We start from the raw sequence: 20,373 nt of genomic DNA, 5'->3' as shown, positions 1-20,373 counted from the left end.
TTCGGCCGAGGCCTCATCGTTTCGGGAAGCTAACAGCCACTCGGTTGTGGCAATCGGCATCGATTCGCGCGAGGGTGGAGCATGAGGTTTTTCCGCCTACTGTGGCGCTATCCGGCGATCACGGCCACCGTCATCGTGTTCATCGGTGTGCTGGTCCTCCACGCCGTCGATGCGGCAGTCGTCGGCCGTTGGATCGCCACCGCCTACGTCTCCGTGTTCGTCGTCTGGACCTTGATCGGGATGGTCCGGGACGTGCTCCGCGGCCATGTCGGACTAGACATCCTGGCCGTGGTCGCGATGGTGGCGACCCTCGCCGTCGGCGAGTACATCGCTTCACTCATCATCGTGCTGATGCTGTCCGGCGGCGAGGCGCTCGAGGACTTCGCCGGCCGCCGCGCGAAGCGTGACCTGTCCGCTCTGCTGGATCGCTCCCCTCGCATCGCGCACGTGCTGCTCCCCTCGCACGCGGCCGACTCCGATGAAGTCCGAGATGTTCCCGTCGACGAGGTCGCGGTCGGGGACGTCCTCCTGGTGCGTCCGTCGGAGATCGTGCCGGTCGATGGCCTCCTCCTCACCGAGACGGGAACTTTCGATGAATCGTCGCTGACCGGCGAGAGCATGCCCGTGACCCGTGAATCCGGGGGCGAGGTGCTCTCCGGTGCGATCAACGGCAGCCGCGCGGCGCGAATTCAGGCGGTGCGATTGAGCTCCGACAGCCAGTATCAGCAGATCGTCGCCCTCGTGCACGCTGCCGAAGACTCCCACGCCCCTGTCGTGCGCCTGGCCGACCGCTTCGCCATCCCGTTCACCGCGGTGTCGCTCGTCCTGGCAGGGACGGCCTGGGCGATATCGGGTGACGCCACACGGTTCGCCGAAGTGCTTGTGCTCGCGACGCCCTGCCCCTTGTTGATCGCGGCCCCCGTCGCCTTCCTCGGCGGTCTCTCCCGTGCCGCGAAGGCCGGCGTGATCATGAAGGGCGGCGCCGTCATCGAGCAGATCGCCCGCATCCGCTCCGCGGCCTTCGACAAGACAGGCACACTCACTCAGGGCCGCCCGGAGCTCGTCGACGTCCGCCCGGCGAACGGCTTCGACTCGGATGAGATCCTGCAACTGGCAGCCTCCGCGGAGCAGTACTCCACCCACGTGCTCGCCGATAGTATCCGCCGCGCCGCGGCTGCCCGAGAACTGCTGCTCCACGGTGCATACGAGGCTCGGGAAGAAGCCACCAACGGCGTCGTCGCTGAGATCGAGGGACGACAGGTCGTCGTCGGCAAGCCCGCCTACGTGGCCTCGCTCGCCCCCGACACCGTACGCGCGACGCTCGAAGTCAGCGAGGCTGCGGCATATGTCGCGGTCGACGGTCGTTTCGCCGGGGTGCTTGTCCTCGCTGATCACCCGAGGCCCGAGGCGGCGGCTGTCATCTCCTGGCTGCGCACGCACGAAGTGGATCGCGTCGCCATGCTCACAGGCGACGTCAGCTCGACGGCGGAATCGGTCGCACATCAGGTGGGCATCTCCGAGATCCACGCAGAACTGCTCCCCCACGAGAAGGTGCACCTCGCCGCCGAGCTCCAGCCTCGCCCCGTGATGATGGTGGGCGACGGGGTCAATGATGCCCCGGTGCTCGCCGCCGCCGACGTCGGCGTCGCGATGGGCGCGAAGGGGGCAACCGCCGCCGGCCAGGCCGCCGATGTCGTGATCCTCGTCGACTCACTGGCGAAGCTCGTCGACGCAGTGTCGATCGGTCGGCACACGCTGCGAGTCGCTCTCACCGCGATCTGGATCGGGATCGGCCTGAGCATCGGGCTCATGATCGTCGCGATGACCGGCGTGATCCCTGCGGTCGTCGGAGCGCTCGTCCAGGAGCTCGTCGACCTCGCGACCATCCTCTACGCGCTCCGCGCACTGAGCGCACCGTCGACAGTGCTCCCCGCCCCTCCGTCCCCTGAACGCTGACGATCTGACTTTTCTCGCATGCGATGACGCGAGGCACCGGGCTACTCCCCTGTTTGTGGCGCAGCCGATCGCAACCACAATGGGCGCCAAGTAGAAGTGTCAGGCGCCGACGTACTCCGCCAAGTGCTCCCCCGTCAGCGTCGACTTCGCCGCGACGAGATCGGCCGGCGTGCCCTCGAACACCACACGCCCGCCATCGTGACCGGCTCCCGGTCCGACGTCGATTATCCAGTCGCCGTGCGCCATGACCGCCTGGTGGTGCTCGATGACGACGACGGTCTTGCCGGCATCCACGAGACGGTCCAGGAGCCCGAGGATCTTGTCCACATCCGCGAGATGGAGCCCCGAGGTCGGTTCATCGAGCACGTAGATGTCGCCCTTGTCGCCCATCTGGATCGCGAGCTTGACGCGCTGGCGCTCACCGCCGGACAGCGTCGAAAGCGGCTGCCCGAGCGACAGATATCCCAGGCCGACGTCGTCGAGGCGCTGCAGGATCGCCACGGCGGCCGGGATCTTCGAATCCGGCTGCGAGAAGAACTCCCGCGCCTCCGACACCGGCAGATCCAGCACCTGGGTGATGTCTTTGTTGCCGAGCTTGTACTCCAGCACTGCAGCCTGGAATCGCTTGCCGCCGCAGTCCTCGCACGGTGTCTCGATCGTGTCCATGAATCCGAGCTCGGTGATGATGACGCCGGAGCCCTTGCACGACGGGCAGGCGCCCTCCGAATTCGCGCTGAAGAGCGCGGGCTTGACGCCGTTCGCCTTCGCGAACGCCTTCCGGATCGGCTCCAGCATCCCGGTGTACGTCGCCGGATTGCTGCGGCGCGAGCCCTTGATCGCCCCCTGATCGATCGCGACGACGCCGTCGCGCTTCGACACCGAGCCGTGGATGAGCGAGCTCTTCCCGGAACCGGCAACCCCGGTGACGACCGTGAGCACTCCCAGAGGAATGTCCACGTCCACATCCTGAAGGTTGTTCGTCGAGGCCCCGCGCACCTCGATGACCCCCTGCCCTTCGCGCACCGACGGTTTCAACGACGCGCGGTCGTCGAGGTGACGACCGGTGATCGTCTCACTCGCACGCAGCCCGTCGAGCGTGCCTTCGAAGCAGATCTCCCCTCCCCCGCTTCCCGCACCGGGCCCGAGATCGACGACACGATCGGCGATCGCGATCGTCTCGGGCTTGTGCTCCACCACGAGCACCGTGTTGCCCTTGTCGCGCAGTTTCAGCAGCAACGCGTTCATCCGCTGGATGTCGTGAGGGTGCAGTCCGATCGTGGGCTCGTCGAAGACGTAGGTGACGTCGGTGAGAGAGGAGCCAAGGTGGCGCAGCATCTTGATGCGTTGCGCCTCTCCCCCGCTCAGCGTGCCGGACGGTCGCTCCAGACTCAGGTACCCGAGACCCAGCGTGACGAACGCGTCGAGATTGGCCTCGAGCGCCTCGAGCAGCGGCCCAGCACCGGTCAGGTCGAGCCCCTTCACCCACGCCGCAAGATCGGTCACCTGCATCCGGCAGGCATCCGCGATGCTGATTCCATCGATCTTCGACGAACGCGCACCCTCCGTGAGCCGGGTGCCGTCGCACTCTGGGCACGTCGTGAACGATGCGACGCGCTCGACGAACGCGCGGATATGCGGCTGCAGCGCATCGAGATCCTTCGAGAGCATCGCCTTCGTGATCTTCGGGATCAGGCCCTCATAGGTCATGTTGATGCCGCTGATTTTGACCTTCGTCACCTCGCCGTAGAGGAAGAGGTGTCTCTGCTTCTCGGTGAATTGCGAGATGGGCTTGTCCGCCGGGTAGAACCCCGACGCCGAGAACCCCTTCACCATCCACCCGTCGGCGGTGTACCCCGGAACCATGATCGCGCCCTCGTCGAGCGACTTCGACTCGTCGACGATCTGTGCGAGGTCCAGGTCCGACACCGCTCCCCTGCCCTCGCAGCGCGGGCACATGCCGCCGAGGTAGATCGCGTCCTTGACGATCTTCTTCTCGCCGCCGGGCCCCGTCATCACCCCGCTGGCCTTCTGGGTCGGGATGTTGAACGAGAACGCGGTGGGACCGCCGATGTACGGCTTGCCGAGCTTGGAGAACAGGATGCGCAGCATCGCGTTGGCGTCGGTCACGGTGCCGACCGTCGATCGCGGGTTGGCACCCAGCCGTTCCTGGTCGACGATGATCGCCGTGGTGAGTCCCTCGAGCACGTCGACGTCAGGACGCGGCACCGACGGCATGAATCCCTGCACGAACGCGCTGTAGGTCTCATCGATCATGCGCCGGGACTCCGCCGCCACGGTGTCGAAGACCAGTGAGCTCTTTCCAGAGCCCGAGACTCCGGTGAACACCGTGAGCCGGCGTTTGGGAATGTCGACGCTGACATCCTTGAGGTTGTTCTCTCTGGCCCCGCGGACGCGGATCAGATCGTGCGAATCAGCGGCAGAGGGCGCTTCAGTCATGTGAAGATCCTGCCACGCACCTGCCCCATTCAGTACCGGTGGCGCGCTACGCTGTGCACATCCTTCACAGGACCTTCACAGAGAGGTAGGTGTTCGACATGTCTGACTCGCTCACCGAAGCGAAATCGCTGTTCACGTCCATCCGGATCACCCTGGCAGTCTCTGGCGTGGTCGCCCTCATCGCGGGAATCGTTCTGCTCGTCTGGCCACTGAAGACGGCCATCATCGTCACGGGCATCATCGCGTCGTACCTGGTCATCGCCGGCCTGGTGTACGTCGGGCTCGGCATCTTCTCGGGCAAGAAGGGCGGATGGGCGCGAGTGGGCCACATCGTCCTCGGCGTGCTGTACATCGTCGCCGGCGTGGTCGCGTTCCTCAACCTCCAAGCCGCGACCATCACGCTCGCGCTCGTCACGGCGATCTTCCTCGGCGTCAGCTGGATCGTGGACGGCGTGGTCGCGTTGACCCTCCTCAACAAGGACGGTTCGAAGGCGTGGACTATCATCTACGCGATCCTGAGTATCGCGGCCGGTGTGATCGTGATCTTCTCGCCGCTTCTCGCCGCAGTCGCCCTGTGGTGGATCCTCGGGATCACGCTCGTCGTACTCGGCATCATCCAGATCGTCCGTGCCATCACGCTCGGTCGGGATGAGAAGAAGGTCGAGTCGACCCTGTCGGATGCCGGAACCGCACCCGCAGTCTGATCAAGGAAATCGACGAATGCCCTGCCGATCGGCAGGGCATTCGTCGTGTCAGATCACTCCGCGATGAATCCGGTCGTGTCACCGACGAGCCGCGTGTTGTCGGTAGGAACGGGATCGACGGCGGCCTGTGCCACCTCGGCGGCGAACTCCGACACGTTGTACAGACGCCCGGCATCCTCGCGACGCGCGGAGATCGCACCGGGGTTGGCACGCTCGAGCAGCGTCGCGGTGATGGTGCCCTCGATCATGTCGCCCGAGACGACGGTGAACCCGATGCCCTTCTCGGTCAGCGAGGGGATCAGCTCGCGCAGGGCGTCTTCACCGGCGCGCTTCGACAGCGCGACCGGCTCGTACTCGGGCATGGTCGGGGTGGTCCGGATGAAGTGAGCCTGGTGGCTCGTCACGAACACGACGCGTGAGCCTTCGCCGAGCAGCGGGAGGGCGGTGTTCAGGACGCTCAGCTGCGCATCACGGTTGAGCGTCAGCGCGTAGTCCTCGGCCATTCCGGACTCCATGCCTCCGGAGGCGTTCAGGACGAGCACGTCCAGCCGTCCGAACTCGGCGCGCACCTGGTCGAACATCTCGGCGACGGAAGCGGGATCCGTGAGGTCGGCGCCGACGACGAGCGCGCGCCCGCCCAGCTCGCGCAGCTGCGCGGCGAGCTTCTCCGCACGGGGAGCCTTGTTGCGGAAGTTGATGACCACGTCGGCGCCGGCCTCGGCGAAGTAGCGCACGGTGTCCGCTCCGATGCCACGGGACGAGCCGGTGACCAGCGCGACCTTTCCTGCGAGGGAACCTGCGGGCAGAACGTCGGTCACGGTGACTCCTTGCGATGCGGGAAAACGCCGCAGAGAACGCGGCGAGTTCACTTTACCAACGAGCGGGAACGACGCCTTCGACACGTCTGTACTGCGTGGTAGGTTGACGACAAAAGGAGGGCGCCATGAACGACGCATCCGTCTTCATCGAACTGGTCACAGAGTGGGCGTGGATCGGCTGGCTGGTACTGATCGCGGTGTTCCTCGTGATCGAGATGCTCACCCTCGATTTCACCTTTCTGATGCTCGCCCTCGGCAGCGCCGTCGGCCTCCTGATGGGATTCATCGGACTTCCACTCTGGGCGCAGCTGGTCATCGCCGCTGTCGCAGCGGCGCTGTTCATCCTCGTGCTCCGGCCACCGCTGCTCAAGCGTCTGCATCGCGGCGAAGATCCCACCAAGTCGAACGTCGAGGCGCTCATCGGGCTTCGTGGCACCGCCCTGGCTGACGTCACTCAGGTGACGGGACAGGTGAAGGTCAGCAACGGCGACACCTGGACGGCGCGCACCGAGACCGCTGTCATGATTCCGCAGGGTGCCCCCGTCCTCATCGCCGCGATCAACGGTGCGACCGCGATCGTGCGCCCCGCGGGCGACTGAATCCATCAACGACCAGGAGTATCCAGTGGACGATTCCTCATTCATCCCGACAGCGATCGGCTGGATCCTCGCGATCGCGGTCATCATCTTCGTGGTGGTGACCGTAGCGCGCTCGATCCGCATCATTCCGCAGGCGACCGCCGGCGTTGTGGAGCGCCTCGGCCGTTATCACAAGACCCTCACGCCGGGTCTGAACATCCTGGTGCCCTTCATCGATCGGCTGCGCCCGCTCATCGACATGCGCGAGCAGGTCGTCTCGTTCCCCCCGCAGCCGGTGATCACCGAGGACAACCTCGTCGTGTCGATCGACACCGTCGTCTACTTCCAGGTCACCGACGCCCGTGCCGCGACCTATGAGATCGCCAACTATCTCGGCGCCGTCGAGCAGCTGACGACGACCACGCTCCGCAACGTCGTCGGTGGGCTGAACCTCGAGGAGGCCCTCACCAGCCGAGACAACATCAACGGCCAGTTGCGCGTCGTCCTGGACGAGGCGACAGGCAAATGGGGAATCCGCGTCGGTCGTGTGGAGCTGAAGGCCATCGACCCGCCGCTGTCCATCCAGGACTCGATGGAGAAGCAGATGCGCGCTGAGCGTGACCGTCGTGCCGCGATCCTGACGGCCGAGGGCACCAAGCAGTCTGCGATCCTCGAGGCCGAGGGCGCGCGGCAGGCTGAGATCCTGCGCGCTGAGGGTGACAAGCAGGCTGCGGTGCTCCGCGCCCAGGGTGAGGCCGAGGCCATTCAGAACGTGTTCGCGTCGATCCACCAGGGCGCGCCGGACGACAAGCTCCTCGCCTACCAGTACCTGCAGATGCTGCCGAAGATCGCCGACAGCGAGTCGAGCAAGCTGTGGATCATCCCGAGCGAGCTGACCGAGGCGCTCAAGGGCATCGGCAGTGCGTTCACCCCGCGAGCGGGCGCCCAGTCCCCCACGAGCACGCCCGAGTGACCCACCCGTACTTCGAGAAGGCACGGCATCCTCGGGTTCTCGCCCACCGCGGCTTGACCGCAGCAGTCGGCGAGGATCCGTCGGTGTGGGAGAACACCGCCGGCGCATTCGCCGCTGCCCACGCGGTCGGCGCCGAGTATGTCGAGACCGACTGCCAGGTCACCGCCGACGGCGATGTCGTGCTGTTCCACGACGAGACGCTTTCGCGGCTGTTCGGCGACGCCCGGCGGGTCGATGAGGTGCGCACGAGAGAGCTGGCCACGATGCTCGCGCCGCACGGCGGCCTTCTGACCGTCGGAGAGATGCTCGAGCACTTCCCGGACACGCGCTTCAACATCGATGTGAAGGCGGATGCGGCGGCCGCTCCCCTGGGCCGGATCATCGCCCCGCACGCGCATCGGGTGCTGCTGACGAGCTTCTCCGACGCACGTCGCCGCCGCACGGTCGATGCTGTGATGGATGCCGGCGCCGACATCCGTCCGGCTACGTCGGCCGGCCAGGCCGCCATGATCCGGGTGCGGCTGCTGACGGCCCTGCGCGTCGCACCGGAGCGACTGTTCAAGGATCTCGACGCCCTCCAGATCCCCGAGCAGTACGGCCCGATGCGCGTCCTCACGCCCGCCCTCATGCGTGCCGCCCGCCGGCATGATGTCGAGGTGCACGTGTGGACCGTGAACGACCCGCACGAGATGCAACGACTCGTCGCAGCGGGTGTCGACGGCGTCGTCACAGACCGCGCCGATGTCGCCATGAGCGCCCTGTTCTGACCCCATAACCGACCGGGCTGGGATTCGGCTGTGAATCCCGCCGCGAACACTGGGGCATTGAGCCTGCGCACAGGCGCGACCGGTATACCTGAGGTCGACGAGAGGACCACAAAATGGCAGATCGCAGCCTCCGCGGCATCCGACTCGGCGCCCAGAGCCTACAGAGCGAAGAGGGCGTCGTTTTCATGGAGCGTCGCGAGACGACTTACAAGTGCGACACATGCGGCAACACCACGGCGCTGATGTTCGCCGCAGACGCAGAACCGCCGCAGACCTGGGAGTGCCGTTCGTGCGGTGCCGAGGCTGTGCTGAGCGTGGATGGCCAGACCATCACGCCCGACGCGACCGACGAGAAGGCCGCACGCACGCACTGGGACATGCTCATGGAGCGTCGTACCCGCGCCGAGCTCGAGGAGCTCCTCGAAGAGCGCCTCGCGTTCATCCGCGCACGTCGTGGGGCCGGTGAGGACCCGACGCGCGAGAAGATCGGCGCCTAACGCCGACGACGGGCGCGCCACCACCCGACCAGGAGCGCGCCCAACCCGCCCCACAGCAGCACCTGCTGCAGCCAGGGCCCAAGGACCACACCCGCGGTGAGGCCGGAGCGAAGTTCGACATCCTCGAGCATCGCTCCGGCCTCATCTGCGTTCAGCGCCGCGAACGTCCGGCCGTCCGGCGCGATCATCTGGCTGGCGCCGACGGTGGAGATGTTGACCACGCTGCGTCCGGTCTCGATCGCACGCATACGTGCGAACGCCAGCTGCTGAAGGTTCTCGTCGGTGCCGCGGAAGTCGGCGTTGTTCGTCTGGAAGACGAGGACCTGCGCGCCGCCGTGCACGCCCTCTGAGATGACCTCGTCGTAGATCACGTCGAAGCAGATGGCCAAGCCCACCTTCACCCCGTCGACGTCCACCAGGGGCGCATTCGTCCCGTGCGTGTACTCGCGTCCGATGAGCCCGATCAGATCCGGGACGATCGCGAAGTAGAAGTCGCGGTCGGGGACGTACTCGCCGAACGGCACGGGGAAGCGCTTGTCGTGCGTCTGCTCGGCGGTTCCGTCCTGCATCCAGAGCATCGACGTGTTGAAGAACCGGTCACCGCGCGCGGTCGCGGCATTCGCGAGCAGCGGTGCGTCCACGCGGTTGGTCAGGTACGTCAGCCGCCGCGCGAGCGAATCGTTCTGGAACGGGTCGCCATCCAGGCCGCCCTCCGGCCAGACGAGCAGATCCATCTCCTCGCCGACCAGCGGCTCAGTGCCCTCGGACTGCGCCCGCACGACGGCGTAGGGCTCACGGTCGTCGAAGTACCCCGTGGGGCCGTTCCCCTGCACCGCGCCGATCCGCATGCTTCCGGCATCCGTCGTGGGGAACGCCGGTGTGATGAAGAGCACGAGGACGACGGCCGCCGGCACGATCAGCCGTACCGGTCGCCGCCACAGCCGCAACCGCACACTCTCGATGAGCATCGCGACCGCGAACACCATCAGGAAACTCAGACCGCTGACGCCGACCCACGACGACAGCGTCGCCAGCGGGCTCTCCGACTGCGTCATGCCGAGCCGGGCCCATGGGAAGCCCGTGTACGGCCAGGAGCCGAGCAGGAGTTCCCTGCCCACCCACAGCGCGCCGACCACGGCGGGCAGCAGCACCAGACGTCCAGCGGTGCCGGGGAACGCGCGGGGCAGCCAGCGGTAGGCGAGCGTGATGAGGATCACCGCGACGGCTGTGAGCGCGGCCTCGAGCAGCGCCAGCGCCGACCACGGGATGACGCCGAGGTAGCGCGAGGTCCACGACACGAGCAGGAAGAAGAACACAGCGCCGTAGATGAAGCCGACCAGCAGCGCCGATCCCGCCCGGCGGCCGATCAGCGCGACCAGCAGCAGTGCGACCGCCGGGAACGCGAGGATCCAGGCGCTCACAGCCGGATACGCGAGGTCCGTCAGCACCCCCGCGACGGCGGCGACGGGCACGGCGAGCCAGAGCGGCAGCAGCGGGCGCGTGCTGCCCGCGGGGTCGGCAGAGGGCGATGGCATCCGTCTCACTCTCACATCGTCGAGTAGGCGACGATGCCGCGCCGCACGCCGTCGAGCGCCTGACGGGCGGTGCGGGCGAGGGTCAGGTCCTCCGCGACGATGGAGAGCTGATCGAGCAGGTCGATGGTCTGCTTGGCCCAGCGGACGAAGTCCCCCGCCGCCATGTCGGCGTCGACGAGGACGCGGTCCAGCAGCGAACCACGCGCCCAGGCGTGCATGGCACCGGCCAGTCCCGCAGCGAGCGGCTCGGAGCCGGGCAGGTTGTGCGCCTGCTCGAGGTCGTCGAGGTCGGACCACAGCGCGGTCGTCTTCTCATAGGCCGCGCGGAAGGCCCCGCGGGGCAGGCCCCGCTCCCCCGAGTTCGCCTCGTCGCGACGTGGCTCGTACACCAGGCAGCACGCCATCGCCGCGAGCGACGGCGCATCCAGTCCCTTCCACAGCCCCTGCCGGAGCGACTCCGCCACCAGCAGGTCGCGTTCGCCGTAGATCCGCCGCATCGTGCGACCGGCCTCGGTGAGCGTCGTGTCGTCGCCGGTGCCCGTGACGTAATCCAGGGTCGCGAGCACCTCGACGACGCGGTCGAACACACGCGCGACCGTGCCGGTGCGGTTCTCGATCTGTCGCCGCGTGCGGTCGGTCTGCCGCTTGAGCTTCCAGTACCGCTCGGCCCAGCGGGCGTGCGCCTCGCGATCGGGGCAGCCGTGGCACCCGTGTCGCTGCATGCGGGTGCGAAGACTCTGGATCTTCTTCAGACGCTTGTCGCGCACGGCGCGCGGCCCGTGGGAATCCTGCTTGTTCTTCTTCTCGAGATCGCTCAGCTCACGCCGGATGCCGGCGTAGTCCAGAAAGTCCCCGTGATCGCACTGCATCGCCTTGAGGTAGCCGCCCAGCGACTCCTCGGCCTCACGGACCTGACGGGCCAGCCCCACCACCGCGCGGTCGGCCTGGAATTGCGCGAACGACGACTCGAGGACCTGACGTGCCCTGGGCCTGCCGAACATGTCGATCAGGTTCACGGCCATGTTGTACGTGGGGCGGAAGCTGGAATTGAGCGGATAGGTGCGCCGGGAGGCGAGTGCGGCCACCGCCTGCGGGTCCATGCCCTCGGTCCACTGCACGACGGCGTGCCCCTCGACATCGATGCCGCGGCGGCCCGCGCGCCCCGTCAGCTGGGTGTACTCCCCCGACGTGATCGCGACGCGTGCCTCGCCGTTGAACTTCTCCATCTTCTCGAGCACGACCGTGCGGGCCGGCATGTTGATGCCGAGAGCGAGGGTCTCGGTCGCGAAGACGACCTTGACGAGCTTGCGCCGGAACAGCTCCTCGACGACCTCCTTGAACGCCGGCAGAAGGCCGGCATGGTGCGAGGCGACCCCGCGTTCGAGGTTGTCCACCCACTCGAAGTAGCCGAGGACGCCAAGGTCCTCGTCCTGCAGCGTGCGGGTGCTCTCCTCCACGTACTCGCGGATCTCGCGCCGCTCCTCCTGCGTGGTCAGCCGGATGCCGGAGCGTCGGACCTGCTGGACGGCGGCGTCGCAGCCGACGCGGCTGAAGATGAAGAAAATCGCCGGCAGCAGGTTGGTGCGCTCCAGCAGCTGGATGACGTCCGGCCGATCCATCCGCTCGATGCGCTGCGCGTTCGCAGCGCGCACCGGGCGCCGGCCTCCGCGCGGTGGCCGTGGGCTCTGCCGGCCCGCGTGCTTGCCGCTGATGTACGACTGCGCCCTCTTGTTGCTGTCGTAGCGGGAGCCGGTGAACGAACGGATCCGCATGAGCTCCTGGTTGACCGTCGCCGTGGCGACGCCGGCGCGATCATCGAACAGCGGCAATAGGTCGTCGCGCACCAGCACGTGCTGTTCCAGCGGCACGGGGCGGATCTCGGAGACGATCACCTCGGTGTCGCCTCGTACCGTGTCGAGCCAGTCGCCGAACTCCTCGGCGTTCGAGACGGTGGCGCTGAGCGAGACCAGACGCACGGAAGAGGGAAGGTGGATGATCACTTCTTCCCACACGGCACCGCGGAAGCGGTCCGCCAGGTAGTGCACCTCGTCCATCACGACATAGCGGAGGGAACCGAGTGCGGCGGAGTCCGCGTAGATCATGTTCCGCAGCACCTCGGTCGTCATCACGACGATCCGGGCGTTGCCATTGATGTTCGTGTCGCCGGTGAGCAGGCCGACGTTCTCGGCTCCGTAAACGTCCACGAGCTCACGGAACTTCTGGTTCGACAGCGCCTTCATCGGCGTCGTGTAGAAGGCCTTGTCGTTAGGCGTCTGCATGGCCAGATGGATCGCGAACTCTCCCACGATCGTCTTGCCGGCCCCGGTCGGGGCGGCGACCAGGACGCTGCGGCCACGCTCCAGGGCGTGGCATCCCTCGACCTGGAACGGGTCGAGGTCGAACCTCTGCCTGGCAGCGAAGGCTGCGGTCTCGGGGTGCGCCGCGCTGTCGCGGGCCGCCGCGTAGCGCTCAGCGGGCGAACTCATGCGCCGGCGTCCGAGAGGGGAAGTCCGTCGGGGCCCATGCGTTTGCGCCGGCGCCGATCGAGGACGAGCGAGAGCAGGCTCGCGGCGAGGTACAGCACTACCAGTATTCCGGCGAGCAACAGCATCGAGAAGATGTCGGCCGCCGGCGTCGCAATCGCGGCGAACAGCGCGGCGATGAGCACCGCCCAGCGCCAGCCGCCGAGCATCGCACGCCCAGTGAGGAGCCCTGCGAAGTTCAGCGCCACCATGAACACCGGCAGCACGAACGCGACGCCGATCACGATGATGAACTTGAAGATGAAGTCGTAGTACTCCTTGGCGTTGAAGTAGTTCACGCCGCCCTCCGGCACGAAGTTCGACATGATCTCGATCACGTGCGGAGCAACGAGCACCGCGACGTACGCGCCCCCGAAGAAGAGCGGGATGGCCGCTGCGACGAAGGAGATCGTGTAGCGGACCTCCTTGCGTGTGAGGCCGGGCATGATGAATGCCCAGATCTGCCACAGCCAGACCGGCGCCGAGATGAGCAGGCCGATGGCGAACGAGATGCGCAGCCGCAGATCGAACGCGGAGGAGACCCCGGAGAACACGAACTGCGCGAAGGGCGTCTCAGTGCCCCGCTCGGCATCCAGGATCCGGATCGGTTCGGTGATGTACCAGATGATCGGATCGGTGACGAAGAACGCGACGACCATGCCGACCGCCAGGCCGATCACGGCGATGATCAGGCGGCGCCGCGCTTCCTTGAGATGTGCGCCGAGCGACATGCGTCGGTCGCGACGGCCCTTCGACGATGCCGGCGTGTCGAGCTCGGTCACCGGTTACGAACTACGCGGTGGCGTGTCCCGATCGGCGGGGCGATCGATCGGCTCCTGAGCGGTGGTCGTCACGGTGGCATCCGAGTCGCCGGCCGCAGGGGTCTGTGCGTCGTCGTTCTTCATGGCCTTCATCTCACCCTTGAACAGACGCGCGGACTGGCCCATGCTCTTCGCGAGCGCCGGCAGCTTCGCGGCGCCGAAGAGCAGCAGGATGATGATCAGGATGATCCACAGATGTGGACCTGCGAAAAGATTACCCATCGAATGCTCCTCAGTACGGGGCGGCCAAGGTCCAGCTTACCGCGAATGCCATATCACGGCCTCCCGTACAGGGCGAGTCCCGCCATCGCCCAGTCCCGCGCAGCCGCGCGTGCGACTTCGGGATCGAGCACTTGGAGCTGCCCACCGAACCGCCCTGCGACGCGTTTGATCCCGCGCGGATCGGACAGGCGGATGCTCACGAGCAAGTGATCGCCGTCGTCCTGGGAGTTGTCCGCCCGCACGTAGTCGCCAAGAAGGGGCACCAGCCGGCGGGGCAGGCGCACAGTGACCGCGGTGTCGTCTCCGGCTGTGCCGAAGGCGTCGGGCACAGGCGCATCCGCATGAGTGATCGCGATGTCGGTGAGCTGCGGTTCGCTGACGCGGTCCAGGTGGAACGTGCGCATCGCGCGGCGCATGTGGCACCATCCCTGCAGGTACCACTGGCCATTGGTGATCAGCACCTGCACCGGGTCGACGGTGCGGGTGGTGGGCTCGGCATCCGGCGCCTGATAGCGGAACGACACCGCCACGCTCTCACGCAACGCAGCCGACACGGCATCGCGCACCTCGTCTACCGCGCTGGGCGCTATGACGACGTCTGCGGGCGCGTTCGCGGCAGCACGCGACAGCTTGGCGATGAGTCCGGCGACCAGACCCGGATCGGATACAGCAGGCACGGCCGCGACCATCTGGAGGCCCGCGAGCAGAGCAGCCGCCTCACGGGCGGTGAATCGGGGCACGCGGCGCAGGCCGACATCGTTCGTGATCTCGATGATGCCTTCTTCATCGAGCAGATCCCAGTTGATGTCGAACAGCTCCTGCGGCTGCTGCCAGTAGCCGCTGTCGCCGGGCAGCCCGATCACGGTGAGCTTCTCGACCATGCCGCGCATGTCGTCGACGGACACGTCGAACTCGCGGGCGGCTTCGTCCAGCGACACCTCCCCGCGCTCGAGCAGATACGGCACGAGAGTCAGATACGCGCGCACCCGATCCGCCGCGAGCAGGGGCTTGGTCTTGTCCGCCATCACGCGCCTCCCACACCGTTCGAAGCCGAGCCGTGCGCCGCCACGATCGCCGTGAGACGCGCCACGACGGCATCCCGCAGCGCGGCAGGCTCGACGACGCGGACCTCCGGTCCGTAAGAGGCGAGCTCGTCGGCGAAGATGTGCAGGTCGACGTAGGGCACGCTGTATCCCTGGGTCTCACTCTTCGCCCGCCGGCCGAGTCGCAGCGCCGCCTCTGTGCCGGGCGTGATCTCCAGCAGTGCGGAGTTGCGCGCCGCGACCTCGTTCAGGCCGGCGAGGGCGCGGTCGCCTGCGCCGTCGCGGAGAGCGGGATCGAAGCTCGTGCGCGTCACCGTGACGTCGCCGACGATGCGACTGAGCAGGAACGTGCGGTCGCCGTCGGCGTCGAGGTCGACGCCATAGACGTGCCAGCGCGCCTCGAAGTCCAGCAGCGCAAGCGGCTGCACCTTGCGTCGGCGGGGCGACTGCTCCCCGGGCTTGAGGTAGTCGAAGGTCACCACCCTGCACTCCTCGATCGCGGCCTGCAGCGGCGCGAAGCTGCTCTCGCGTGCCGTGATCCGCGGGGCGAAGCCGATGATCGGCTCATCGCCGTCTATGCCGAGAGCCCGGATCTTGCGAACCCCGGCCTGGGCATCGGCGGAGGCCGACTCCGCACTCCACACGCTGCCGGCGAGTTGAAGCACTGCCAGTTCGGCGGGGCTGAACGAGATGTCCGCCGGGAGGTCGTACTCCGCCTTCGGGATCCGGTAGCGCGCCTCGCGCAGATCGTTCGGATCGCTCGAGTCGCCGATCGTCTCGATCGGGACGCCCAGTGCGCGAAGCTCGTCCTTGTCGCGCTCGAACATCTTCTCCAGGGCGTCGGTCCTGCCGCCGGATTCGACTCGTTGACGATACCCGGACACGCTGTCGAGGATCTGCTGTTTGGTGAGCCCGATCTCCGTGGCCATCAGCGCCACGACGAGATTCGTCTGACGCTCCTCCGGGGGGATGCGGGCGGCCATCACTGCTGCGAGGAGGCCGGCGGATCGATGCCGAGGATGTCGACGACGAACACGAGCGTCGCGTTCGCGGGTACCGCGCCGCTGCCCTGTTCGCCGTAGCCGAGCTCCGGCGGAACCACGATGAGCACCTGCGAGCCGACGGTCTGACCCGTCAGGCCCTGCGTGAACCCGGGGATGAGGTTCGCCAGGTCGAAGGTCGCCGCTCCCCGGTCCCAGGACGAGTCGAAGACCTCGCGGTCGTCCCAGGTGACCCCGGTGTAGTTGACGAGCAGGGTGTCGTCCTCGGCGACTGTGGCGCCGTCGCCCTTGATCAGGGTCTGCACTTCGAGGTCGGTGGGAGCGTCGCCGTCCGGCACGATGATGCCGGGACGGCCGTCGGGAGCGCGCACCACCGTGGGCATGCCGGACGCGTCGTTGTACTGCAGCGCACCCTCGGCGCGGCTCGGGAAGGTCCTCACCACATCGAACACCGCGACGACCGGCTCATCCGCTTCGAGGCCGAAACTGCTGAGGTTCTGGGCGCCGAAGTCCTCGGGCGAGACGACGGCGAGCACGCGCGAGCCCTCGGTCGCGCATTCCAGCGCGTTGCCGAATGCCGGGACGGTCTGAGCCCAGTACCCGACGCTGGCCAGCTGGGCGCGGTCGTCGTCGTACGCGGTGGCGGCCACCGGCTCGCCGGTCTCCCCGGAGAACAGCGAGAACTCGAACACGGCGCTCTGCGTGGAGTTGGTGAGGGCGGGGCCGGAACCGACGACGATGTCGCCGAACGTGCTGGACTGACCGCCGATCGGCGTGAACAGCTCGACATCGGGCTTGCTACCGACGTCGCCCGTGATGTTGGCGAGGTCCTCGATACCGCTCGAGGATGCCGCGCGATCGCATGCCGCGCCGTCGAATGAGGGCCCGGCCGCGCATCCCGTCAGAGCGACGGCGGCAAGGGCGAGTGTGGCCAGAGCGGCTGAGGATTTACGCACGCGCTCCAGTCTATTGCGATCGGTCCTCGGCGTCGCGCGACGCGGCGGCCTGGCGCGCACCGTCGGCGGCCTTGGCCGCCTCCCGCGCGCGCTTGCGCAGGTTCTTGTCCGTGATGTCGCGGTCGCCGACGGCTCCGGGGGTCCACAGTTCGACGTCCTCGTCGCCGTAGCTCGACTTCGAGGCGCGTCGCTTGACCTCCGGCGCCACAGTTCCCGGTGCGAGTCGCCGCGCGGTCAGGAGGAAGCCGGTGTGAGCGACCATGCGGTGGTCCGGACGCACAGCCAGGCCCTCCACGTGCCATCCCCGCACCATCGTCTCGGAGGCGTCGGGATCGGTGAAGCAGCCCGTGCCGCGGATGTACTCGGCCACGCGCGACAGCTGGGTCGCGGTCGCGACGTAGCAGAGCACCACTCCCCCAGGCGTCAGGGCCTCGGCGACGGCATCCATGACCTCCCAGGGCGCCAGCATGTCGAGGACCACGCGATCCACGCTTCCGGCGGGCTGCGTCTGCGGCAGCGCGTCGAGCAGATCGCCGACCACGACCTCCCAGGTCTCCGGCGTTGCGCCGAAGAACGTCTCGACGTTGGAGCGGGCGACCTCGGCGAAGTCCTCGCGGCGCTCGAAGGAGACCAGGCGACCCGCCGGTCCGATCGCACGCAGCAGTGACAGCGACAGCGCACCGGACCCGACCCCGGCCTCGACGACCGTGGAGCCCGGGAAGATGTCGGCCTGCATCACGATCTGCGCGGCGTCCTTCGGGTAGACGATCGCAGCACCACGGGGCATCGACATCGCGAAGTCGCGCAGCAGCGGCCGCAGGGCGAGGTATTCGTGGCCCGAGCTGTTGGCGACGACCGAGCCGTCGGGAAGGCCGATGAGATCGCGGTGGAACAGCACACCGTGGTGCGTGTGCATCTCGCCGTCCTCGACGAGGGTGACGGTGTGCAGTCGGTTCTTGGGGCCGGTCAGCTGCACGCGATCCCCGACGCGGAACGGGCCGCTCGGGCGCGACGCCGCGCTCAACGCAGTGCCTCTTCGCGCTGCTGCGTGCGCACGGAGGAGAACACATCGGCGATATCGCCGGCCGTGCGCCCTTCGAGCGTCGGCCACAGGGCGTGTGCGCCGGCGTCGTCGAGAGGGATCATGTGCGGCACGCCCAGTGCTACGGCACCGGAGGCGAGGCCGGAACGCAGCCCCGTGACGGAGTCCTCGATCACCAGCGCGTCGGCGATGTCGATGCCGAGCAGGTCGGCAGCCTGCAGATAGGGCGCGGGATGCGGCTTCGGGTGCTCGGCGTCGTCACCGGCGACGATGTGCTCGAACGCGTCGAAGTCCATCAGGTCGACGACGCTGCGCGCCATCCGTCGCAGCGACATCGTCACCAGCGCGGTGCGGATGCCGGCCGCCTGGAGGTCGCGCAGCAGTTCGCGTGCACCGGGGCGGAAGGGCACGCCCTGGGTGGCCAGAGCGGTCCTGACCTCTTCGGTCAGGTGCGCGACGATCGCGTCCGGCGCCATGTCGACTCCCGCATCGCGCAGCATCCGCGCGCTGTCCAACAGCCCGTTCCCGACGAGCTGGATCGCCTGCTCGTGACTCCACGTGCCGCCGAACGACTCCACCAGGGCCGTTTCGGCCGCCATCCAATACGGCTCCGTGTCGACCAGTGTTCCATCCATGTCCCAGAGGACTGCCTGCGGCTTGTGACTCACCCGACCATGCTATCCGGGCGATGCACCACGTCGGCTGGGCGCGGACTAGCCTTGAGGGATAGCCGCATTCCGCCGTCGAAGGGAGAGACCCGGATGGATGCACTCGGAGATCGCATCGTCATAGTCGCCTTCGACGGCTGGAACGACGCCGGCGAGGCAGCCAGCGGCGCGATCGAGGTGCTGCGCGAGAGCGCGGACTACGAACTCGTCCACACCGTCGATCCGGAGCTCTACTTCGACTATCAGTACACCCGGCCGTCTTCCAAGATGGATGCCACGGGCAGGCGCGAGCTGCGCTGGCCGGAGGCGTCGCTCTGGCGTCCGCGCGCCGAACGCACAGACGGTGAACCGGAGTTCTGGCTGCTCACCGGCGTGGAGCCGGCTCGCACCTGGCAGGCGTTCGCGAACGAGTTCATCGATGTCGCCCTGCGCGACGACGTCAGCGGCTTCATCCTGCTCGGCGCGATGCTCTCGGACGTCCCGCACACCCGCCCGATCTCGATCTTCGCCGCGAGTTCGAACGAGCAGGCTCGCGAGACGCTCGGCCTCGAACGGTCGCTGTACGAGGGGCCGGTCGGCATCCTCAGCGTGATCGAGCATTTCGCCGAAGGCGCCGGCATCCCGAGCGCCACCCTGTGGGCGAGCGTGCCGCACTATGTGGCATCCGCCGCCCCGTCCCCGAAGGCGACCCTCGCCCTGCTCGACCGGCTGGAGGAGCTGACCGGCGTGGACTTCCCGCGCGAGCGGCTCCGCACGGATGCCGCCACCTGGGAGGCGTCGATCGACGCGGCCGCGGCGGACGACGAGGAGATGACCGAGTACATCCACCAGCTCGAGCGCACGCGCGACACCTGGGACTCCCCCGAGGCCTCCGGCGATGCGATCGCCCAGGCTTTCGAACGCTACCTGCGCCGCCGCGACGACGGCCCAGGCGACCGCAAGCGCTGACCTGCGAGCACTCCGCTAGCCTGCGAGCACTCCGGTGCCGAGCAGGATCAGCAGAGTGACGCCGAGCAGGATCCGGTAGATCACGAACGGCAGGAAGCTGCGCTTCGAGATCCAGCTCATGAAGAACGCGATCACGCCGAGCGCGACGACGAACGCGATGCCCGTCGCGGCGATCGTCTCGCCCATCGTGAAGTACTGATCCGGCGCATCCCAGCTCTTGAACAGCTGGAAGAAGCCGCTGCCGAACACGGCGGGGATCGCCAGCAGGAACGCGTAACGGGCGGCCGCGGCACGCTCGTAACCCAGGAACAGCCCCATGGTGATCGTGCCGCCGGATCGCGAGACACCCGGGATCAGCGCGAGCGCCTGCGCAAGACCGAAGAAGATGCCGTGCGGGTAGGTGATCTGATCGAGCTTGCGGCGCTTCGCGCCCACGTGATCGGCGATGCCGAGCAGGATGCCGAAGACGATGAGCATGATGGCGACGATCCACATCGACCGGAGCACCGTCTCGATCTGGTCCTGGAAGAGCAGCCCGAGCAGGACGATCGGGATGCTGCCGATGATGATGAGCCACCCCATCCGCGCATCGGGGTCGTTGCGGGGCAGCTTTCCGGTCAGCGAGCGGAACCAGTGCCCGATGATGCGGACGATGTCCCGCCAGAAGAACACGACCACGGCGGCCTCGGTGCCGATCTGCGTGATCGCGGTGAACGCCGCTCCCGGGTCCTCGCCGGAGCCGGTGAAGGTGCCGACGATGCGCAGGTGCGCACTCGATGAGATCGGGAGGAACTCGGTGAGTCCCTGGATGATTCCAAGGAACAGCGCTTCGAGCAGGTGCATGGAGAGGCTTTCTATAGAGCGG

General features: G+C 67.5%; 19 protein-coding genes. 7 read left to right on the top strand and 12 right to left on the bottom strand.

Features of this window, described 5'->3' with window-relative positions:
* Positions 1-81: 81 nt before the first annotated feature.
* On the top strand, positions 82-1,956 hold the full coding sequence (locus MAE01_RS05860) for a heavy metal translocating P-type ATPase (protein WP_147038632.1): 1,875 nt from the start codon (positions 82-84) through the stop codon (positions 1,954-1,956).
* 99 nt (positions 1,957-2,055) lie between these two features.
* Here the strand turns inward: MAE01_RS05860 and MAE01_RS05855 are convergent, their stop codons facing one another.
* A complete protein-coding gene (locus tag MAE01_RS05855; protein WP_147038631.1) occupies positions 2,056-4,413 on the bottom strand; it encodes an ATP-binding cassette domain-containing protein in 2,358 nt (785 codons plus the stop codon).
* 98 nt (positions 4,414-4,511) lie between these two features.
* Between MAE01_RS05855 and MAE01_RS05850 the strand changes: the two genes are divergently transcribed.
* Positions 4,512-5,117: an HdeD family acid-resistance protein gene (locus MAE01_RS05850; RefSeq protein ID WP_147038630.1), complete on the top strand. Its 606-nt coding sequence runs from the start codon at positions 4,512-4,514 to the stop codon at positions 5,115-5,117.
* Positions 5,118-5,170: 53 nt separating this feature from the next.
* Here the strand turns inward: MAE01_RS05850 and MAE01_RS05845 are convergent, their stop codons facing one another.
* Positions 5,171-5,935, bottom strand: coding sequence for an SDR family oxidoreductase (locus tag MAE01_RS05845; RefSeq protein WP_147038629.1), 765 nt, complete (start codon positions 5,933-5,935; stop codon positions 5,171-5,173).
* 125 nt (positions 5,936-6,060) lie between these two features.
* On the opposite strand from MAE01_RS05845, the gene MAE01_RS05840 reads away from it, so the two are divergent.
* The 4 genes from MAE01_RS05840 to MAE01_RS05825 all read left to right on the top strand — a co-directional run bounded on the left by MAE01_RS05840 (position 6,061) and on the right by MAE01_RS05825 (position 8,750).
* On the top strand, positions 6,061-6,534 hold the full coding sequence (locus tag MAE01_RS05840) for an NfeD family protein (protein WP_147038628.1): 474 nt from the start codon (positions 6,061-6,063) through the stop codon (positions 6,532-6,534).
* A 25-nt stretch (positions 6,535-6,559) separates the two neighbouring features.
* A complete protein-coding gene (locus tag MAE01_RS05835) occupies positions 6,560-7,486 on the top strand; it encodes an SPFH domain-containing protein (protein ID WP_147038627.1) in 927 nt (308 codons plus the stop codon).
* Positions 7,483-8,253 carry a glycerophosphodiester phosphodiesterase family protein gene (locus tag MAE01_RS05830; protein ID WP_147038626.1) on the top strand — a complete coding sequence of 257 codons (771 nt, stop codon included), beginning with the start codon at positions 7,483-7,485 and terminating at the stop codon, positions 8,251-8,253. The genes MAE01_RS05835 and MAE01_RS05830 overlap by 4 nt, the downstream gene beginning before the upstream one ends.
* Positions 8,254-8,366: 113 nt before the next feature.
* Positions 8,367-8,750 carry an RNA polymerase-binding protein RbpA gene (locus tag MAE01_RS05825; RefSeq protein WP_147038625.1) on the top strand — a complete coding sequence of 128 codons (384 nt, stop codon included), beginning with the start codon at positions 8,367-8,369 and terminating at the stop codon, positions 8,748-8,750.
* On the opposite strand, the gene lnt is transcribed toward MAE01_RS05825, so the two are convergent.
* Genes lnt through MAE01_RS05780 form a run of 9 tightly spaced genes read right to left on the bottom strand, consistent with a single transcriptional unit; the run spans position 8,747 to position 18,560 of the window.
* On the bottom strand, positions 8,747-10,285 hold the full coding sequence (lnt, locus tag MAE01_RS05820; RefSeq protein WP_147038624.1) for an apolipoprotein N-acyltransferase: 1,539 nt from the start codon (positions 10,283-10,285) through the stop codon (positions 8,747-8,749). The genes MAE01_RS05825 and lnt overlap by 4 nt on opposite strands.
* 11 nt (positions 10,286-10,296) lie before the next feature.
* Positions 10,297-12,771, bottom strand: a complete 2,475-nt coding sequence (locus MAE01_RS05815) for a DEAD/DEAH box helicase (RefSeq protein ID WP_147038623.1) — start codon at positions 12,769-12,771, stop codon at positions 10,297-10,299.
* Positions 12,768-13,538, bottom strand: coding sequence for a twin-arginine translocase subunit TatC (gene tatC, locus MAE01_RS05810; RefSeq protein ID WP_147038807.1), 771 nt, complete (start codon positions 13,536-13,538; stop codon positions 12,768-12,770). Before tatC ends, MAE01_RS05815 begins: the two co-directional genes overlap by 4 nt.
* Positions 13,539-13,592: 54 nt before the next feature.
* On the bottom strand, positions 13,593-13,850 hold the full coding sequence (tatA, locus tag MAE01_RS05805) for a twin-arginine translocase TatA/TatE family subunit (protein ID WP_147038622.1): 258 nt from the start codon (positions 13,848-13,850) through the stop codon (positions 13,593-13,595).
* A gap of 53 nt (positions 13,851-13,903) precedes the next feature.
* Positions 13,904-14,875 (bottom strand): helix-turn-helix transcriptional regulator, encoded by a 972-nt coding sequence (locus MAE01_RS05800; protein ID WP_147038621.1) that lies wholly within the window; start codon positions 14,873-14,875, stop codon positions 13,904-13,906.
* Positions 14,875-15,876, bottom strand: a complete 1,002-nt coding sequence (locus tag MAE01_RS05795) for a helix-turn-helix transcriptional regulator (RefSeq protein ID WP_147038620.1) — start codon at positions 15,874-15,876, stop codon at positions 14,875-14,877. The genes MAE01_RS05800 and MAE01_RS05795 overlap by 1 nt, the downstream gene beginning before the upstream one ends.
* Complete coding sequence (locus MAE01_RS05790; protein ID WP_147038619.1) at positions 15,876-16,850, bottom strand: FKBP-type peptidyl-prolyl cis-trans isomerase; 975 nt, start codon at positions 16,848-16,850, stop codon at positions 15,876-15,878. Before MAE01_RS05790 ends, MAE01_RS05795 begins: the two co-directional genes overlap by 1 nt.
* Before the next feature lie 10 nt (positions 16,851-16,860).
* Positions 16,861-17,874 carry a tRNA (adenine-N1)-methyltransferase gene (locus MAE01_RS05785; RefSeq protein ID WP_147038618.1) on the bottom strand — a complete coding sequence of 338 codons (1,014 nt, stop codon included), beginning with the start codon at positions 17,872-17,874 and terminating at the stop codon, positions 16,861-16,863.
* Entirely contained in the window at positions 17,871-18,560 is a 690-nt protein-coding gene (locus tag MAE01_RS05780; RefSeq protein WP_267901843.1) for an HAD family hydrolase, read from the bottom strand. Before MAE01_RS05780 ends, MAE01_RS05785 begins: the two co-directional genes overlap by 4 nt.
* A 93-nt stretch (positions 18,561-18,653) precedes the next feature.
* On the opposite strand from MAE01_RS05780, the gene MAE01_RS05775 reads away from it, so the two are divergent.
* Entirely contained in the window at positions 18,654-19,508 is an 855-nt protein-coding gene (locus MAE01_RS05775) for a PAC2 family protein (protein WP_147038617.1), read from the top strand.
* A 15-nt stretch (positions 19,509-19,523) separates the two neighbouring features.
* On the opposite strand, the gene MAE01_RS05770 is transcribed toward MAE01_RS05775, so the two are convergent.
* Positions 19,524-20,351 carry an undecaprenyl-diphosphate phosphatase gene (locus MAE01_RS05770; RefSeq protein WP_147038616.1) on the bottom strand — a complete coding sequence of 276 codons (828 nt, stop codon included), beginning with the start codon at positions 20,349-20,351 and terminating at the stop codon, positions 19,524-19,526.
* Positions 20,352-20,373: the final 22 nt, after the last annotated feature.

Origin of the sequence: Microbacterium aerolatum (assembly GCF_007988825.1) — a bacterium.
Classification (GTDB): Bacteria; Actinomycetota; Actinomycetes; order Actinomycetales; family Microbacteriaceae; genus Microbacterium; species Microbacterium aerolatum.
This window is presented reverse-complemented; position numbering and strand designations above follow the sequence as displayed.

Bases quoted from the DNA above. Each gene is read 5' to 3' on its own strand.
- MAE01_RS05825 (WP_147038625.1), top strand. From the start codon at position 8,367: ATGGCAGATCGCAGCCTCCGCGGCATCCGACTCGGCGCCCAGAGCCTA.
- MAE01_RS05775 (WP_147038617.1), top strand. From the start codon at position 18,654: ATGGATGCACTCGGAGATCGCATCGTCATAGTCGCCTTCGACGGCTGG.
- tatA (WP_147038622.1), bottom strand. From the start codon at position 13,850: ATGGGTAATCTTTTCGCAGGTCCACATCTGTGGATCATCCTGATCATC.
- MAE01_RS05815 (WP_147038623.1), bottom strand. From the start codon at position 12,771: ATGAGTTCGCCCGCTGAGCGCTACGCGGCGGCCCGCGACAGCGCGGCG.
- MAE01_RS05795 (WP_147038620.1), bottom strand. From the start codon at position 15,876: ATGGCCGCCCGCATCCCCCCGGAGGAGCGTCAGACGAATCTCGTCGTG.
- MAE01_RS05860 (WP_147038632.1), top strand. From the start codon at position 82: ATGAGGTTTTTCCGCCTACTGTGGCGCTATCCGGCGATCACGGCCACC.
- MAE01_RS05840 (WP_147038628.1), top strand. From the start codon at position 6,061: ATGAACGACGCATCCGTCTTCATCGAACTGGTCACAGAGTGGGCGTGG.
- MAE01_RS05770 (WP_147038616.1), bottom strand. From the start codon at position 20,351: ATGCACCTGCTCGAAGCGCTGTTCCTTGGAATCATCCAGGGACTCACC.
- tatC (WP_147038807.1), bottom strand. From the start codon at position 13,538: ATGTCGCTCGGCGCACATCTCAAGGAAGCGCGGCGCCGCCTGATCATC.
- lnt (WP_147038624.1), bottom strand. From the start codon at position 10,285: ATGCCATCGCCCTCTGCCGACCCCGCGGGCAGCACGCGCCCGCTGCTG.
- MAE01_RS05855 (WP_147038631.1), bottom strand. From the start codon at position 4,413: ATGACTGAAGCGCCCTCTGCCGCTGATTCGCACGATCTGATCCGCGTC.
- MAE01_RS05800 (WP_147038621.1), bottom strand. From the start codon at position 14,875: ATGGCGGACAAGACCAAGCCCCTGCTCGCGGCGGATCGGGTGCGCGCG.
- MAE01_RS05850 (WP_147038630.1), top strand. From the start codon at position 4,512: ATGTCTGACTCGCTCACCGAAGCGAAATCGCTGTTCACGTCCATCCGG.